The sequence below is a fragment of the Neisseria blantyrii genome (assembly GCF_962747855.1).
In the GTDB taxonomy this organism is placed as follows: domain Bacteria; phylum Pseudomonadota; class Gammaproteobacteria; order Burkholderiales; family Neisseriaceae; genus Neisseria; species Neisseria viridiae.
Genome location: NZ_CAUIZY010000002.1, coordinates 191,695 through 208,135, shown reverse-complemented (window position 1 = coordinate 208,135; position 16,441 = coordinate 191,695). Strand labels below are relative to the sequence as shown.

Below are 16,441 nucleotides of genomic sequence, written 5' to 3'. Positions count from 1 at the left end.
GATATGCGTTTTAGAACTTGTAGTTCACGCCCAAGCGTACATCACGTCCCACGCCCGGCAGGGTATTGTTCCAGCGTTGGCTGTGCGGATAGTAGAACTTGTTGAACACGTTGTTAACCGAAAGATTGACATTGAGCGTGTCTTTGCCCAGCGGTTTCCAGTTGGCGAAGACATCGTTCACACCGAAACCTTGGCGTACAACGTTTTCCAATTTGCCGTTGCGGTCTTTTTGACCTGCCACCAATATCGAACCCACGGCTTTTTGAACATAGCGTCCGCGCCAGCCGATTTCCAGATTCGGATTTTGGAAGCGGTAGGCAAGGGAGGCCGTCCAAGTGCGGCCGGTTTGTGCGCCAAACTCGGGGTTCGCGCTTAACAATTTATCTTTGTGCGTATCGTAAAAACGCGGTTTGCTGTGGCTTACGCCGACTTTGGCAGTCAGGCCGCCGGTGCGGTAGGACGCGCCCAATTCGTAACCGTGGTTTTTGATGTAGCCGGCATTGACGGCTTCACGGATGACAACAGAGTCGTGGCGGTTTTGCGGATTGGCAAGCGCGTCTTTGATGGTTTGCCAGAAGTAGCTGCCGTTTGCGGCAAACGTGCCGTCGTTGTAGTTGAAGCCGATTTCGGTATTGCGCGCGCGTTCGGCTTTGGTACCGTCGGCAATCGAGATGATGCCGCGCTTGCCGTGGGTTTGCAGCGCGTCATACAGGCGCGGGCTGCGGCTGGCGTAGTTGTGGCTCGCGCTGAAGCTCCAGTGTTCGTGCGGCTGCCAAATTACGCCGAAACTCGGGTTAAGGTTGCTGCTTGAAACGGTTTTGCCGTCGTGGGTTTTCACCTTGAAGCGGTCGTAACGCAGCCCGCCGGTCAGGGTAAAGCCGTTAATTTCGTGAATGGCTTCGATATACGCGCCGGTATCGGTTTTGGTCGGGTTGGTCAGGCGGTAGGCTTTGACAATTTTTTCATTGTCACGGTTTTTTTGTATTTCTGCCGGGGTTGCACCAGCTTTATCTGTTATTGCAAATTCGCCGTTCAAAAACGCTTGCGGTTTGATTTCCTGATGGCGGTAGTTGATACCGTATTTCAACAGGGTTTGTTCGGCAAGGCGGCTGTCGAAGTTGAAATTCATACCCTGAGTGGTGATTCGGGTATGGTTGGGGCCTTTTACACCGCCTGCGTAACCGCTGCCGCTGTCATCGGCGGAATAGCGTTTGTTTTCCAACACATAGGCATTGGCGTTCAGTTTTTCGACAAAACCCAGGTTTTTGCCCGTGTACTCCAAGTTGGTGTTGGATTGGGTGGTTTCGCGGTATGAGGGTTTCTGCCTGTCGTTTTTAGGATTGGGATCGAAGATTGTAAATTCTTCACGGACGGTACGGATGCCTCGGTGTTGGTCTTTCATATGGCTCAACACGATGCGGTGGTCGCCGTCGCCGAAGCTTGTTCCGATTTTGGCGAGGTAGCTGCGTTTGTCCAGCGCGCTGTACGGTACGGTTTTGCCGCCGTTGGGACTTTTGTAGCCTTTACCTGCTTCGTAATCTTTTTCATCGTTGCGGTTGTAAGAGAACAAGCCGTCGAAGTTGCCCTCTTTTCCGAATACGCTTGCGCCGTAGCTTACGCCTTCGTTGCTGGCAAAGCCGCTGTTGAGGCGTACGCCCCAGTTTTTATCCAAGCCTTTGAGCAGGTCTTGGGCATCGACGGTTTTGGCGATAATCGCGCCGTTGGTCGCGCCGATACCGGCAGAAGCAGAACCCGCGCCTTTTTGTACGGAAACGACTTTAACCAAAGCGGGATCGACAATAAATCTGCCTTGGTGGTAAAGGATTTGGCTGTCGGAATAGGCGTTGTCCACCTTGATGTCGACAGAGTTCTGACCCATACCGCGCAAGGTCATATGTTGGGACGTGCCGTTGCCGCCGCCGAAATCGATGGACGGCTCTTCTTTTAAGAGTTCGCGCATATCGGTTGCGGTGCTTTCGTCTTTTTGTTGAAGCGTAACGATGTTGGTACGGATTTTGCTGCCTTGGCGGTCGCCTTTTACGGTAACGGTATCCAATGCGACATTGGCATTGCCTGCCGCGTGGGCAAAACCTGCCGCCAGGGTAAGCGAGAGCAGGCTGAGGCGGAACAATGGGGCGTTCATTCAGTCGTCCTTTTGAGTATATGAAGGGAAGTTAAGCCAAACCGTTAAGATTTGGCAGAATAAGAAAAATAATTAATAATTATTTTTATTTATATTAACAGGGGGGGGGATTTTTGCAAAGCTGATTATCGTTTTTATTTGCATTGTGTTGTTTTTTGTTGACAGGTTTTGTCGGAAATGTAAAAAAACGGCGGAAATATAGTGGATTAACAAATGCGGGAATGACGAAAAGCAACCTTTCCGCGTCATTCCCGCGAAAGCGGGAATCTAGAACCCCTAACGCGGCAGGAATCTATCGGAAATGACCGAAACCGAACAGACTGGATTCCCGCCTGCGCGGGAATGACGAAGCCTGCGCGGGAATGACGAAAAGCAACCTTTCCGCGTCCTTCCCGCGAAAGCGGGAATCTAGAACCCCTAACGCGGCAGGAATCTATCGGAAAAAACCGAAACCGAACAGACTAGATTCCCGCCTGCGCGGGAATGACGAAGCCTGTGCGGGAATGACGAAAAGCAACCTTTCCGCGTCATTCCCGCGAAAGCGGGAATCTAGAACCCCTAACGCGGCAGGAATCTATCGGAAAAAACCGAAACCGAACAGACTGGATTCCCGCCTGCGCGGGAATGACGAAGCCTGTGCGGGAATGACGAAAAGCAACCTTTCCGCGTCCTTCCTGCAAAAGTGGAAATCTAGAACTCCTAACGCGGCAGGAATCTATCGGAAAAAACCGAAACCGAACGAATCTAGGAACTCAAAGCTGCAAGAATTTATCAGAAACAACCGGAACTTAAAAAACTAGATTCTCGCCTGCGTGGGAATGACGAAAAGCAACTTTTCCGCGTCATTCCCGCGAAAGCGGGAATCTAGAACCCCTAACGCGGCAGGAATCTATCGGAAAAAACCGAAACCGAACGAACCTAGATTCCCGCCTGCGCGGGAATGACGAAGCCTGCGCGGGAATGACGAAAAGCAACCTTTCCGCGTCATTCCCGCGAAAGCGGGAATCTAGAACCCCTAACGCGGCAGGAATCTATCGGAAAAAACCGAAACCGAACGAACCTAGATTCCCGCCTGCGCGGGAATGACGAAGCCTGCGTGGGAATGACGAAAAGCAACCTTTCCGCGTCATTCCCGCGAAAGCGGGAATCTAGAACCCCTAACGTGGCAGGAATCTATCGGAAATAACTGAAACCGAACGAACCTAGATTCCCGCCTGCGCGGGAATGACGAAGCCTGCGCGGGAATGACGAAGGGTTAAAGAAATGACGAGAAACGGCGGTAATTTATCGGGAATAACCGAAAACGAACGGAAATCAGGACAAGGCGACGAAGCCGCAGACAGTACAAATAGTACGGAATCGATTCACTTGGTGCTTGAGCACCTTAGAGAATCGTTCTCTTTGAGCTAAGGCGAGGCAATGCTGTACCGGTTTTTGTTAGTCCACTATAAAAAACGGCGGAAATAAATTTTTTTCCGCCTCACTTGAATTTGCCCGCACACACCCTAATTTTGCCGACTTATACGGGCAGCCGCCTGACGGCAGCCCGGTTTCCACTTCAATCTGTCCGAACCGTTCGGGCAGATGATTGTTTTCAAACCATTTTATCGGAGCATAGATATGACCATCCGTCCTTTACACGACCGCGTTGTCGTCAAACGCTTGGAAGCTGAAGAAAAAACCGCATCGGGCATCGTTTTGCCGGGTGCGGCCACCGAAAAACCCGATATGGGCGAAGTCATCGCCGTGGGTGCGGGCAAAATCGGTAAAGACGGCGCGCGCCGTCCGCTGGATGTCAAAGTCGGCGACAAAATCATCTTCGGCAAATACAGCGGCCAAACCGTCAAAGCCGACGGCGAAGAGCTGTTGGTAATGCGCGAAGAAGACATCTTCGGCATCGTTGAAAAATAAATACGGACACGATGCCGTCTGAAACGGCAAACCGCCTTCAGACGGCATAAACGGTTTTATCAGACAGTTTTAATGATTTTTGGAGAATTGAAATGGCAGCAAAAGACGTACAGTTCGGCAATGAAGTCCGCCAAAAAATGGTAAACGGCGTGAACATTCTGGCAAACGCCGTACGAGTAACTTTGGGCCCTAAAGGCCGCAACGTGGTGCTCGACCGCGCTTTCGGCGGCCCGCACATCACTAAAGACGGTGTGTCTGTTGCAAAAGAAATCGAATTGAAAGACAAATTCGAAAACATGGGCGCGCAAATGGTGAAAGAAGTTGCGTCTAAAACCAACGACGTAGCCGGCGACGGTACCACTACTGCAACCGTATTGGCGCAATCCATCGTTGCCGAAGGCATGAAATACGTTACCGCCGGTATGAACCCGACCGACCTGAAACGCGGTATCGACAAAGCCGTCGCCGCTTTGGTTGACGAGCTGAAAAATATCGCCAAACCTTGCGACACTTCTAAAGAAATCGCCCAAGTCGGCTCTATTTCCGCCAACTCTGACGAACAAGTCGGCGCGATTATCGCCGAAGCGATGGAAAAAGTCGGCAAAGAAGGCGTGATTACCGTTGAAGACGGCAAATCTTTGGAAAACGAGCTGGACGTGGTTGAAGGTATGCAGTTCGACCGCGGCTACCTGTCTCCTTACTTCATCAACGACGCGGAAAAACAAATCGCCGGCCTGGACAGCCCGTTTGTTTTGCTGTTCGACAAAAAAATCAGCAACATCCGCGATTTGCTGCCCGTGTTGGAACAAGTGGCCAAAGCCAGCCGTCCGCTGTTGATTATCGCTGAAGACGTAGAAGGCGAAGCCTTGGCGACTTTGGTGGTGAACAACATCCGAGGCATCCTGAAAACCGTTGCCGTGAAAGCTCCGGGCTTCGGCGACCGCCGCAAAGCGATGCTGCAAGACATCGCCATCCTGACCGGCGGCACGGTGATTTCCGAAGAAGTCGGCCTGTCTCTGGAAAAAGCGACTTTGGATGACTTGGGTCAAGCCAAACGCATCGAAATCGGTAAAGAAAACACCACCATCATCGACGGCTTCGGCGACGCAGCCCAAATCGAAGCGCGTGTTGCCGAAATCCGCCAACAAATCGAAACCGCAACCAGCGATTACGACAAAGAAAAACTGCAAGAGCGCGTTGCCAAGCTGGCAGGCGGTGTGGCAGTAATCAAAGTTGGTGCCGCTACCGAAGTCGAAATGAAAGAGAAAAAAGACCGCGTGGAAGACGCGTTGCACGCTACCCGCGCAGCCGTTGAAGAAGGCGTGGTTGCAGGCGGCGGTGTCGCCCTGTTGCGCGCCCGTGCCGCTTTGGAAAACCTGCACACCGGCAATGCCGACCAAGACGCAGGCGTACAAATCGTCTTGCGCGCAGTTGAGTCTCCACTGCGCCAAATCGTTGCCAACGCAGGTGGCGAACCCAGCGTGGTTGTGAACAAAGTGTTGGAAGGCAAAGGCAACTACGGTTACAACGCAGGTTCCGGCGAATACGGCGACATGATCGAAATGGGCGTACTCGACCCTGCCAAAGTAACCCGTTCCGCGCTGCAACACGCCGCATCTATCGCCGGTTTGATGCTGACTACTGATTGCATGATTGCCGAAATCCCTGAAGAAAAACCGGCTGTGCCCGATATGGGGGGAATGGGCGGTATGGGCGGCATGATGTAAGCAATGCCGTCTGAAGCCTTCAGACAACAAGCCGCACGGTCAACGCCGTGCGGTTTTTTTGCGAATAAGTGCAGCTAAGGCGCAAACCTTAAAATTATAGTGGATTAACAAAAACCAGTACGGCGTTACCTCGCCTTAGCTCAAAGAGAACGATTCTCTAAGGTGCTGAAGCACCAAGTGAATCGGTTCCGTACTATTTGTACTGTCTGCGGCTTCGTCGCCTTGTCCTGATTTAAATTTAATCCACTATACCAACGCCGTTCTTTGCATTTTTGTTTTTTGATACGCGCGCTTTTGTTTTATTTCCCGCCATCCCAAAAACGAAGAGCGGCAGGAATTTATCGGAAAAACAGCAACCTTTCCGCTGTCATTCCCGCGAAAGCGGGAATCTAGGTTCGTCCGGTTTCGGTTATTTCCGATAGATTCCTGCCGCGTTGGGGGTCTGGATTCCCGCCTATGCGGGAATGACGGGACTTTAGGTTTTTGTTTTTCTGTTGTTGCGGGAATGACGAATTTAAATATTGTAGGAATTTATCGGAAATTTAATATTCCACCATAGAAATTTATCGGAAAAACAGCACCTCTCCGCCGTCATTCCCGCGAAAGCGGGAATCTAGGTTTGTCCGGTTTCGGTTATTTCCGATAGATTCCTGCCGCGTTGGGGGTCTGGATTCCCGCCTGCGCGGGAATGACGGGACTTTAGGTTTCTGTTTTTGTTTTTCTGTTTTTGCGGGAATGACGAATTTAAATATTGTAGGAATGACGAATTTAAATATTGTAGGAATGTATCGGAAATTTAATATTCCACCATAGGAATTTATCGGAAAAACAGCAACCTTTCTGCCGTCATTCCCGCGAAAGCGGGAATCTAGGTTTGTCCGGTTTCGGTTATTTTTGATAGATTCCTGCCGCGTTGGGGGTCTGGATTCCCGTCTGCGCGGGAATGACGGGACTTTAGGTTTTTGTTTTTCTGTTTTTGCGGGAATGACGGGGAAGTTGGCGGTTGTTTCTTATGGAGTGGTTTTTGTATCTGAATAAAAAATTTTTTCGTTTTCAAGCCTTCACCGCTTGCCATCGGCGTTAAATTTTTTTACGATAAGCACATAGATTGTAAACAATCGGCCACAAGCCGGTTTGTTTTTTCAGAAGACATTATCCCTGTCAGACGCTGTTTCTATATATGTTTGCCTATAACGGCTTGTTTTTAATAAATAATTCAAGAGGTATCAACGTGTCTGATTCCAAAACGAAAGAACGCGCCACATTCGGCACGCGCCGCGCGTTTATGATTGCCGCCATCGGGTCCGCCGTCGGCTTGGGCAATATTTGGCGTTTCCCCTATATTGCTTTTGAAAACGGCGGCGGCGCATTCATGCTGCCTTACTTGGTCGCCCTTCTGACAGCCGGTATTCCGCTGCTGCTGCTTGATTATGCCATCGGACACCGTTATCGGGGTTCCCCGCCGTTGGCTTTCCGCCGCCTCGGACGCTGGTTTGAACCAGTAGGCTGGTGGAATGTGATGACCAATATCGTCATCTGCATCTATTACGCAGTGATTATCGGTTGGTCGGCAAGTTATGTTTATTATTCGTTCAATGCGGCATGGGGTGTTAATCCGCAAGACTTCTTCTTTAAAGACTTCCTGAATATGGCCGGGCCTGAGGCTTTGGGATTGGATTTTGTCGGTAAAGTTGTCGGGCCGTTAGTCGGCGTATGGGTTTTCACATCGGTCATTATGGCTTTGGGCGTGCAAAAAGGCGTGGCTGGCGCATCGTCTTTCTTTATGCCGTTGCTTGTAATCATGTTCTTGATTATGGTCGGCATTTCACTGACCCTGCCGGGTGCGGCAAAGGGGCTGGACGCATTGTTTACGCCGGACTGGTCCAAGCTTGCCGATCCTAAGGTCTGGGTTGCTGCTTATGGTCAGATTTTCTTCTCTCTTTCCATCTGTTTCGGCATTATGGTTACTTATTCTTCTTACTTGAAGAAGAAAACGGATTTGGGCGGCACGGGCTTGGTAGTCGGGTTTGCCAACAGCAGTTTTGAGTTGCTCGCGGGTATCGGCGTGTTTGCCGCACTGGGCTTTATGGCGCAGGCAAACGGGCAGGCGGTTAATGAAGTTGCCTCCAGCGGTATCGGTTTGGCGTTTATCGCTTTTCCGACCATCATCAATCAGGCTCCCATGGGTGCACTTATCGGCGTATTGTTTTTCGGTTCGCTGGTGTTCGCCGGCGTTACGTCGATGATTTCCATTCTTGAAGTGATTGTGGCGGCGATTCAGGACAAACTGAACATCGGGCGCGTCAACGCCACGCTGCTGGTCTGCATTCCGATGGGCATTGTTTCCACGCTGTTGTTTGGTACGGCGACGGGGCTGCCGGTTTTGGACGTGATGGACAAATTCGTCAATACCTACGGCATTGTGGCATCCGGTTTCTTGTATGTTTTGGCGATTATCGTATTTCGCAGGCTGCCGGAGTTGCGCAAGCATCTTAACGCCTTGTCCTCCATCCGCATCGGCGGCTTGTGGACGGCCTGCGTCGTGTTTACCGTCGTGATGCTCGGCTATATGCTGTATCAGGACACCGCCGGATTGTTGGAGAAAAACTATGGCGATTATCCGGATGGTTTCCTCAATATTTTCGGCTGGGGGATGTCGGCGGCGTTGGTCGTGTTCGGGCTGCTGCTGTCGCTGCTGCCTTGGAAACACGGTCAGGATTTTAATGTCAAAGACGAACACGAACATGAACAAGGAGAAGAAAAATGAGTACTTCCGCCATTGTGATGATGGTTGTCTCAATCGTGATAATCTGGGGAGGGCTGCTGCTTTCCCTATTAAGGTTGCCGAACGAGTAAGCCTTTAGAGCGTTAAAAATGCCGTCTGAACCGCTTCAGACGGCATTTGCCTTTACGGCTGCCATTCGCGTTCCACCTTGCCCGACGCATCCAAAGTTTGCGCTCGGACGATATGCCCGTCCCGGTACAGGATGCGCGTCCGCAATATGCCCTGTTCGGTATAGCCTTGCGACCAGCCTTGCGCCACGCCGTTTTCAACCGGCGTGTGCGAATGCAGTTTGCCGTTTGGGTGGTAAATATCGACAAAGCGGTCGAACACGCCGTTTTTGACGATGCTTTTCAAGACGCGCCCGTTTGAGGCGCGGGTGCTGAATGCGCCGTCCGGCGTGCCTGAAGGCGGCCGACTGTATGGGTTGGCGGGTTGGATGGGTGCGCTTTTCGGCAGGGTGTGAAGCGGCGGCCGGTCGGAGGGAAGGGCGGTGCAGCCCGCCGAAAGGAGGGCAGACAAAGCGGCAAGCAGGAGGATGGTCGGGGCGTGCTTCATTTCAATTCCTTAGATTGCACCCCATAAAAGGGGCGCGTAATTTTTTTCAACCATTCCCTTCGGCAGCCGGGCGAGACGGGGATTTGTTGCGTCGTCATTTGAAAACAGGCTGTGTTTGAATATTCCGCCGATGCGGCCCTAAGATGTCACTTTAAACGGACAATGCCGTCTGAAGGCTTCAGACGGCATTTTGATGTTCGGCTTACAGGCAGGCGAGTTCGTTTGCCATTTGCTGTTCCAAGGTTTCGCGCCGGCGGATGAGTTTGTATCCGCTGCCGTCAACCAACACTTCCGCCGCACGGTTGCGCGCGTTGTAATTGCTCGCCATGCTGGCCCCGTATGCGCCCGCGCTGCGGATAAGCAGCAAATCGCCTTCTTCGCAGGCGATGGTGCGGTCTTTGCCGAGGAAGTCGCCGGTTTCGCAAATCGGGCCGACGATGTTGGCAGTCAGCGGCGAGATGTTTTTGGTTTCAACCGCTTCGATGTGGTGGTAGGCATCATATAGGGCGGGGCGCATCAAATCGTTCATCGCCGCATCGACCATCACAAAGTTTTTCTCTTCACCGTGTTTGACAAACTCGACGCGTGTCAGCAATGCGCCTGCGTTGCCCGCCAAACTGCGGCCGGGCTCAAGAACCAGTTTCAGACGGCGTGTGCCGATCAGTTTTTGAACGGCTTGGGCATACGCGCCCAAATCAGGGACGCTTTCGTCTTGGTAAACGATGCCGACGCCGCCGCCCAAGTCCAAATGTTCCAAAACAATGCCTTCGGCGGCAAGCGCGTCAACCAAAATCAAAATGCGTTCGCAGGCTTCGACAAGCGGGCTGAGGTCGGTCAGTTGCGAACCGATGTGGCAGTCGATGCCGATGATTTTCAAATTGGGCTGTTGTGCGGCATGGCGGTAGGCTTCGAGCGCGTCGGCGTAGGCGATGCCGAATTTGTTGGCTTTCAGACCTGTGGAGATGTAGGGATGGGTTTTGGCATCGACATCGGGGTTGACGCGCAGGGAGACGGGCGCGGTTTTGCCCAAGCGTTCGGCAACCTTTTGAATGCGTTCGATTTCGGGGATGCTTTCCATATTGAAGCATTTCACGCCGGCATTCAGCGCGAACTCGATTTCTGCTTCACTCTTGCCCACACCGGAAAAAATCGTTTTCGCCGCATCGCCGCCTGCCGCTAAAACACGCGCCAACTCGCCGCCGGATACAATATCAAAACCGCTGCCCAACGAGGCGAAGTGTTTGATGATGCTCAGATTACCGTTTGCCTTGACGGCATAGCAGACGAGCGGGGAAAGCGCGGCAAACGCAGTTTGGTAGTGTTCAAATGCTTCGGTCAGCGCGGATTGGCTGTACACATAAAGCGGCGTGCCGAATTCTTCGGCAAGGCGGGGGTAGGGGACTTGTTCGCAAAATAGGGTCATATCTTCGTTTTCATTTTCGGGTTGGTGGGGCAGATTGCGGCTTGCTTTGAAGCTGCAAACCGGTTTGGATTGCGCCGAAACGCGCCGTATCGCCTTCTTTGGGCAGGTAGAGGTCGCCTTTGTAACCGCAGGCAGAGAGCAGCAGAGCTGTTGCCGCTGCAAAAAATACGCCGTATTTCATCAGTAAAACTTTCTTCATCATTACGAATGTGGCAAGATTCGGTATCTTAAACAAAAAACACACAAAAAGCCATGATGACCGAAAGCGAGTTTATCCGCGCGAGCGAAGCATTATTTGAACATATCGAAGACCAAATCGACGAAAACGGCTGGGATTTCGACTGCCGGTTTGCCGGAAACGTCCTGACCATCGAAGCCGAAAACGGCACGCAAATCATCGTCAACCGCCACACGCCCAACCAAGAATTATGGATTGCCGCCAAAAGCGGCGGCTACCATTTCGCCGAACAAAACGGCAAATGGCTGGCAACACGCGACGGATGGGATTTTTACGATGTTTTAAACGAAGCCCTGAGCGCGGCTTCGGGCGAAGCGGTGGAAATTGCCGAATTGTAATTTGAGTGTTATCACAAAGAGAGCGTTACCCAATGGCACAATTACCGCTATATCTGACTTCCGAAATCAAAGACTTTACTGTCGGCACGCCCGAAGTTTTACAATCATTTTTCGAACATGTCCCTTATGGCGTTGTCTTCGAAGACGACGGCGACACAGGCTACTTTTATGCCGCCTCTAAAGATGGGATTCTGGATGCTTTGCATATCTACAATGTCGAAGATGTATCCGACAAACATATCCCCAATCATGTCTTGATTTTATGGGATGATGCCTGCACCATAGCCGCATTGTGTGTCAACGACTACATTCATGCCGTCTATGATTTTGTCGAACAGGCAGGATATTGCCGCAACGGCTTCCCTGAAGCAGGCGGCGAATGGGTGAAAGTCGGAAACCGCGTCTTGGACGATGAATTGCTGGACAAAATCCTATCCCGAAAACCTACATAAACCACTCAAAAGGATACCCAAATGCCCCTGTTAGACAGTTTCAAAGTCGACCACACCCGTATGCACGCCCCCGCTGTACGCGTGGCGAAAACCATGACCACGCCCAAAGGCGACACCATTACCGTATTCGACCTGCGCTTTTGCGTTCCCAACAAAGAAATCCTGCCTGAAAAAGGCATACACACGCTGGAGCATTTGTTTGCAGGCTTTATGCGCGACCACTTGAACGGAAACGGCGTGGAAATCATCGACATTTCCCCGATGGGCTGTCGCACCGGTTTCTACATGAGCCTTATCGGCACGCCTTCCGAGCAGCAGGTTGCCGATGCGTGGCTGGCTTCGATGCAGGATGTTTTGAATGTCAAAGACCAAAGCAAAATTCCCGAGCTGAACGAATACCAATGCGGCACTTATCTGATGCACTCGCTCGCCGAAGCGCAACAAATTGCCCAAAACGTGTTGGCGCGCAAAGTGGCGGTGAACCGAAACGACGATTTGGCTTTGGATGAAAGCCTGCTGAACGCTTAATCTGTTTTGAAATGCCGTCTGAAAGCCGGAATCTGTCTTCAGACGGCATTTTGTTTTCCGACAGTTTATAAACTGTCGTTGTTTCTTGACAGAAACAACGACCTTATTTATTTGAAACGATTGGAGGACATGATTATGGGCTTTTGGGGGAGTGTGGGAAGAGCAGCAAAAGCAGTAGGCGAGGGAATGATTGAAGCCGGTAAAGAGTATAAGGCATTGAAAATGGAATATGCGGAGAAATCAAGTGAGGAGCTGCATGAAATCGTAAAGAGTGATGGTTTTTTTAAAAATTCTACACGGGAGAAAAGTGCGGCTTATGCTGTTTTAAAAGAGCGTGGCGAGGTGTGAACAGGAAACGGCGGCATTTGCCGCTGTTTTTTATCGGTAGGAGTCCGTCCGAATATTGGGGTAAGGTTTCAGGCGGCATCGAAGATTGCTATGATATAGTGCCTTGACTTTAAACCAAGACAGCATTGTCTCGCCCTGTCCTGATTTAAAGTTAATCCACTATCCCATTCCCATCATCCTTCCAAACGGAATCCAAAATGTCCGACCACCGCCTCGACACCGCCCGCCGCCATTCCCTGTTCCTCGCCCGCCAGCTCGACAACGGCAAACTCAAGCCTGAAATTTTCCTGCCCATGCTGGCCAAGGTGTTGACCGAAGCGGATTTCCAAGCCTTTGCCGACTGGGACAAAATCCGCGCGGAAGAAAACGAGGAAGAATTGGCGCGGCAGTTGCGCGAGTTGCGCCGCTATGTCGTGTCGCAGATTATCGTGCGCGATATCAACCGCATCAGCGATTTGAACGAAGTAACCCGCACGATTACGCTGTTTGCCGATTTTGCTGTCAATACCGCGTTGGACTTTGCCTACGCCTATTATCGGGACATGTACGGTACGCCGATCGGGCGTGATACGAAATCGCCGCAGCATTTGAGCGTGGTGGCGATGGGTAAGGCGGGCGGCTATGAGTTGAACGTGTCTTCCGACATTGATTTGATTTTCGTCTATCCCGAATCGGGCGACACCGACGGCAGGCGCGAACGGGGCAATCAGGAATTTTTCACCAAAGTCGGGCAGAAACTGATTGCGCTGCTGAACGACATTACCGCCGACGGTCAAGTGTTCCGCGTCGATATGCGGCTGCGGCCGGACGGTGATTCGGGCGCGCTGGTATTGAGCGAAACCGCGCTGGAGCAATACCTGATTACGCAGGGGCGCGAATGGGAACGCTACGCGTGGTGCAAAGGCCGCGTGGTTACGCCGCATCCGAACGACATCAAAGTGCTGGTGCGCCCCTTCGTGTTCCGCAAATATCTGGATTACAGCGCGTATGAAGCGATGCGCAACCTGCACCGCCAAATCCGCAGCGAAGTCAGCAAAAAAGGCATGGCGGACAACATCAAACTCGGCGCGGGCGGCATCCGCGAAGTCGAATTTATCGCCCAGATTTTCCAGATGATACGCGGCGGGCAAATGCGCGCGCTGCAACTGAAAGGCACGCAGGAAACGCTGAAGAAACTTGCCGAGCTGGGCATCATGCCGTCTGAAAACGTTGAAACCCTGCTTGCCGCCTACCGCTTCCTGCGCGACGTCGAACACCGCCTGCAATACTGGGACGACCAGCAAACCCAAACCCTGCCCACCTCGTCCGAACAGCAACAACTGCTCGCCGAAAGCATGGGTTTCGACAGCTACGCCGCCTTTTCAGACGACCTCAACGTTCATCGGAACAAGGTCAATCAGTTGTTCAACGAAATTTTGAGCGAACCCGAAGAACAAGCACAGGACAACAGCGAATGGCAATGGGTATGGCAGGAAAAGCCCGACGAAGAAGAGCGGCAATGCCGTCTGAAAGCATATGGGTTTGATGCCGAAACCATCGCCGCAAGGCTCGACCAAATCCGAAACGGTCATAAATACCGCCACCTTTCCGCACACGCCCAGCCGCGTTTTGACGCCATTGTGCCGCTGTTCGTACAGGCGGCGGCAGAGCAACCCAACCCGACCGATACATTGATGCGGCTGTTTGACTTCCTCGAAAACATCAGCCGCCGCTCCGCCTATCTCGCCTTTCTCAACGAACATCCGCAAACCTTGGCGCAACTGGCGCAGATTATGAGCCAAAGCTCATGGGTGGCGGCGTATCTGAGCAAATACCCGATTCTGTTGGACGAACTCATCAGCGCGCAGCTTTTGGATACCGCTTTCGACTGGCAAGCCCTCGCCGCCGCCCTTTCAGACGGCATCGAAGCCTGCGGCGGCGACACCGAGGCGCAAATGGACACCCTGCGCCGCTTCCAACACGCCCAAGTCTTCCGCCTCGCCGTCCAAGACCTCGCCGGACTGTGGACAGTAGAATCCCTCTCCGACCAACTCTCCGCCCTTGCCGACACCGTCATTGCCGCCGCCCTTTCGTGCGCGTGGGCGGACATGCCCAAAAAACACCGCGACACCCCGCAATTCGCCATCGTCGGCTACGGCAAACTCGGCGGCAAAGAACTCGGCTACGCCTCCGACCTCGACTTGGTCTATCTTTATGACGATCCCCATCCCGATGCAGGCGACGTGTACAGCCGCCTCGCCCGCCGCCTGACCAATTGGCTTTCCGCCGCCACCGGCGCAGGCAGCCTCTACGAAACCGACCTGCGCCTGCGCCCCAACGGCGACGCCGGTTTCCTCGCCCACAGCATCGCCGCCTTCGAAAAATACCAGCGCGAAAACGCCTGGACGTGGGAACACCAATCCCTCACCCGCGCCCGCTTCATCTGCGGCACACCCGAAATTCAGACGGCCTTCGACCGCATCCGCACCGAAATCCTCACCACCGAGCGCGAACAAACCGCCTTGGCAGGCGAAATCATCGAAATGCGCGAAAAAATGTTCCCCACCCATCCGCCTGCCGACAGCAACGTCAAATACGCGCGCGGCGGCGTGGTCGACGTCGAATTTATCGTCCAATACCTCATCCTTGCCCATGCCCGCCGATATCCGCAACTCCTCGACAACTACGGCAACATCGCCCTATTGAACATCGCCGCCGACTACGGCCTCATTGACAAAACCCTCGCCGGACAAAGCCGCACCGCCTACCGCTTCTACCGCCGGCAGCAGCACAACACCAAACTGCGCGACGCGGCAAAAACCGAAGTAACCGGCGAACTGTTGGCACATTACGGCAATGTCAGGAAATTGTGGCGGGAAGTGTTCGGGGAGGACGTGAAATTCAAGTAAAGCAGGTATTGCGAAGGGGGGATTAAGTCATTAGCCGCATAGCGTGGGTTCTACGATCTACGCCATCAAAACAAAAGGTCGTCTGAAAACGCTTTTCAGACGACCTTGCTAGCAATAATCTCCCCGTGTGCAAAGCCCATACTAGGGGTTCTATAGTGGATTAAATTTAAACCAGTACGGCGTTGCCTCGCCTTGCCGTACTATTTGTACTGTCTGCGGCTTCGTCGCCTTGTCCTGATTTAAATTTAATCCACTATAACTATGTGTGGTTTACAGCAAAAACGGTATAAACCTGTTTTTCACACGCGATTTATATTCCCTGTATTGCTCATTGCGGCTAAGCACCTGTTCTTCATAATTCATGCGTAAAAACTGAAGCAGATACAATAGGGTCAACACTTCAATATTCCACAATGAGAAATTGTTGAGTAGAAACGCCATATGCCCGATGAAATAGCCGAAATAAATCGGATGCCGTACCAAGCGATAAGGGCCGGTATCCACCACGGTTCGACAGGCAGGTAAAAGTCCGAAGCTCCTGCCCAGATAAATTTTGGCGTAAATCTGCCAACAGATACCGAAAACGAGCAAGACAGATGCAACATTATCGGAAATCAATTTGCCCCCCCCCAACGCAATGGCAAAAAAATAAAAAGTCGCCCCCATCGTTGCCAATACGGGTAAAAGAGAGAAATTTCGAGTATCCGTAAATTTAGAGAAAACCACGAGAAAAACCGTAATACACTCCCCTGCCAACAACAGCAATACGACTGGATTTCCCGTCATCATATAGTTTTCTAAAACGGTTTTGATAAAATAACTCAAAGCCGTAACCGCCATTATTTTCATGGTCAGCTCTAAGGCAAGCTGCCTATAATTCAGCTTCATAACTTTCCCTTTATTGATATTTTTTAAGCAGATAATGCAGGTTTTGTTGGCTTTGAACCCAATCTACCCAACCCGTAGCGCGGGCTTTGCCCGCGAATCAAACCCAAAATTTCAGACGACCTCTTTTACCCGCCATTATCGTGGGCAAAGCCCATGCTACAACAATACGAAACACGTAGTAACACATCCCCGCCACACACAACCTATCGGCATGGTG

Annotated in this window: 14 protein-coding genes; 9 read left to right on the top strand and 5 right to left on the bottom strand. The window is 52.0% G+C overall.

Annotated features, from left to right (window positions below):
- Window positions 1-10: 10 nt before the first annotated feature.
- Complete coding sequence (fetA, locus tag Q9J80_RS03550; protein WP_304674152.1) at window positions 11-2,143, bottom strand: TonB-dependent siderophore receptor FetA/FrpB; 2,133 nt, start codon at window positions 2,141-2,143, stop codon at window positions 11-13.
- A 1,620-nt stretch (window positions 2,144-3,763) separates the two neighbouring features.
- Here fetA and groES point away from each other — a divergent pair.
- From groES to Q9J80_RS10870, 4 genes are all read left to right on the top strand, one after another.
- The gene (gene groES / locus Q9J80_RS03545; protein WP_301674035.1) at window positions 3,764-4,054 is read left to right on the top strand and encodes a co-chaperone GroES; all 291 of its coding nucleotides are present in this window, start codon (window positions 3,764-3,766) and stop codon (window positions 4,052-4,054) included.
- Between the two features lie 92 nt (window positions 4,055-4,146).
- Window positions 4,147-5,781, top strand: coding sequence for a chaperonin GroEL (groL, locus tag Q9J80_RS03540; protein WP_304671678.1), 1,635 nt, complete (start codon window positions 4,147-4,149; stop codon window positions 5,779-5,781).
- Between the two features lie 1,231 nt (window positions 5,782-7,012).
- Window positions 7,013-8,548 (top strand): sodium-dependent transporter, encoded by a 1,536-nt coding sequence (locus tag Q9J80_RS03530; protein ID WP_304671679.1) that lies wholly within the window; start codon window positions 7,013-7,015, stop codon window positions 8,546-8,548.
- The gene (locus tag Q9J80_RS10870; RefSeq protein ID WP_118820167.1) at window positions 8,545-8,637 is read left to right on the top strand and encodes a methionine/alanine import family NSS transporter small subunit; all 93 of its coding nucleotides are present in this window, start codon (window positions 8,545-8,547) and stop codon (window positions 8,635-8,637) included. The genes Q9J80_RS03530 and Q9J80_RS10870 overlap by 4 nt, the downstream gene beginning before the upstream one ends.
- A 52-nt stretch (window positions 8,638-8,689) precedes the next feature.
- Here the strand turns inward: Q9J80_RS10870 and Q9J80_RS03525 are convergent, their stop codons facing one another.
- The 3 genes from Q9J80_RS03525 to lptM all read right to left on the bottom strand — a co-directional run bounded on the left by Q9J80_RS03525 (window position 8,690) and on the right by lptM (window position 10,746).
- Complete coding sequence (locus Q9J80_RS03525) at window positions 8,690-9,121, bottom strand: toxin-antitoxin system YwqK family antitoxin (RefSeq protein ID WP_304671680.1); 432 nt, start codon at window positions 9,119-9,121, stop codon at window positions 8,690-8,692.
- Window positions 9,122-9,323: 202 nt separating this feature from the next.
- Window positions 9,324-10,544: a diaminopimelate decarboxylase gene (gene lysA / locus Q9J80_RS03520; RefSeq protein WP_301674039.1), complete on the bottom strand. Its 1,221-nt coding sequence runs from the start codon at window positions 10,542-10,544 to the stop codon at window positions 9,324-9,326.
- A 10-nt stretch (window positions 10,545-10,554) separates the two neighbouring features.
- Complete coding sequence (gene lptM, locus Q9J80_RS03515; protein ID WP_003681403.1) at window positions 10,555-10,746, bottom strand: LPS translocon maturation chaperone LptM; 192 nt, start codon at window positions 10,744-10,746, stop codon at window positions 10,555-10,557.
- Between the two features lie 50 nt (window positions 10,747-10,796).
- On the opposite strand from lptM, the gene cyaY reads away from it, so the two are divergent.
- The 5 genes from cyaY to glnE all read left to right on the top strand — a co-directional run bounded on the left by cyaY (window position 10,797) and on the right by glnE (window position 15,336).
- Window positions 10,797-11,120 (top strand): iron donor protein CyaY, encoded by a 324-nt coding sequence (gene cyaY / locus Q9J80_RS03510; protein ID WP_301674040.1) that lies wholly within the window; start codon window positions 10,797-10,799, stop codon window positions 11,118-11,120.
- Between the two features lie 32 nt (window positions 11,121-11,152).
- Window positions 11,153-11,572: a DUF2251 domain-containing protein gene (locus tag Q9J80_RS03505; protein WP_301674041.1), complete on the top strand. Its 420-nt coding sequence runs from the start codon at window positions 11,153-11,155 to the stop codon at window positions 11,570-11,572.
- 21 nt (window positions 11,573-11,593) lie between these two features.
- Entirely contained in the window at window positions 11,594-12,100 is a 507-nt protein-coding gene (gene luxS / locus Q9J80_RS03500; protein ID WP_107819167.1) for an S-ribosylhomocysteine lyase, read from the top strand.
- A 135-nt stretch (window positions 12,101-12,235) separates the two neighbouring features.
- A complete protein-coding gene (locus Q9J80_RS03495; protein WP_308446910.1) occupies window positions 12,236-12,448 on the top strand; it encodes a hypothetical protein in 213 nt (70 codons plus the stop codon).
- A gap of 197 nt (window positions 12,449-12,645) precedes the next feature.
- Complete coding sequence (gene glnE / locus Q9J80_RS03490; RefSeq protein WP_304671681.1) at window positions 12,646-15,336, top strand: bifunctional [glutamate--ammonia ligase]-adenylyl-L-tyrosine phosphorylase/[glutamate--ammonia-ligase] adenylyltransferase; 2,691 nt, start codon at window positions 12,646-12,648, stop codon at window positions 15,334-15,336.
- 270 nt (window positions 15,337-15,606) lie between these two features.
- Here glnE and Q9J80_RS10960 read toward each other — a convergent pair whose 3' ends face one another.
- Window positions 15,607-16,224 carry a methyltransferase family protein gene (locus Q9J80_RS10960; RefSeq protein WP_308020923.1) on the bottom strand — a complete coding sequence of 206 codons (618 nt, stop codon included), beginning with the start codon at window positions 16,222-16,224 and terminating at the stop codon, window positions 15,607-15,609.
- Window positions 16,225-16,441 lie beyond the last annotated feature (217 nt).

Excerpts from the sequence above, each read along its gene's own strand:
- fetA (WP_304674152.1), bottom strand. The coding sequence starts at position 2,143 with ATGAACGCCCCATTGTTCCGCCTCAGCCTGCTCTCGCTTACCCTGGCG.
- groES (WP_301674035.1), top strand. The coding sequence starts at position 3,764 with ATGACCATCCGTCCTTTACACGACCGCGTTGTCGTCAAACGCTTGGAA.
- groL (WP_304671678.1), top strand. The coding sequence starts at position 4,147 with ATGGCAGCAAAAGACGTACAGTTCGGCAATGAAGTCCGCCAAAAAATG.
- Q9J80_RS10870 (WP_118820167.1), top strand. The coding sequence starts at position 8,545 with ATGAGTACTTCCGCCATTGTGATGATGGTTGTCTCAATCGTGATAATC.
- Q9J80_RS03525 (WP_304671680.1), bottom strand. The coding sequence starts at position 9,121 with ATGAAGCACGCCCCGACCATCCTCCTGCTTGCCGCTTTGTCTGCCCTC.
- lysA (WP_301674039.1), bottom strand. The coding sequence starts at position 10,544 with ATGACCCTATTTTGCGAACAAGTCCCCTACCCCCGCCTTGCCGAAGAA.
- lptM (WP_003681403.1), bottom strand. The coding sequence starts at position 10,746 with ATGATGAAGAAAGTTTTACTGATGAAATACGGCGTATTTTTTGCAGCG.
- cyaY (WP_301674040.1), top strand. The coding sequence starts at position 10,797 with ATGATGACCGAAAGCGAGTTTATCCGCGCGAGCGAAGCATTATTTGAA.
- Q9J80_RS03505 (WP_301674041.1), top strand. The coding sequence starts at position 11,153 with ATGGCACAATTACCGCTATATCTGACTTCCGAAATCAAAGACTTTACT.
- luxS (WP_107819167.1), top strand. The coding sequence starts at position 11,594 with ATGCCCCTGTTAGACAGTTTCAAAGTCGACCACACCCGTATGCACGCC.
- Q9J80_RS03495 (WP_308446910.1), top strand. The coding sequence starts at position 12,236 with ATGGGCTTTTGGGGGAGTGTGGGAAGAGCAGCAAAAGCAGTAGGCGAG.
- glnE (WP_304671681.1), top strand. The coding sequence starts at position 12,646 with ATGTCCGACCACCGCCTCGACACCGCCCGCCGCCATTCCCTGTTCCTC.
- Q9J80_RS10960 (WP_308020923.1), bottom strand. The coding sequence starts at position 16,224 with ATGAAGCTGAATTATAGGCAGCTTGCCTTAGAGCTGACCATGAAAATA.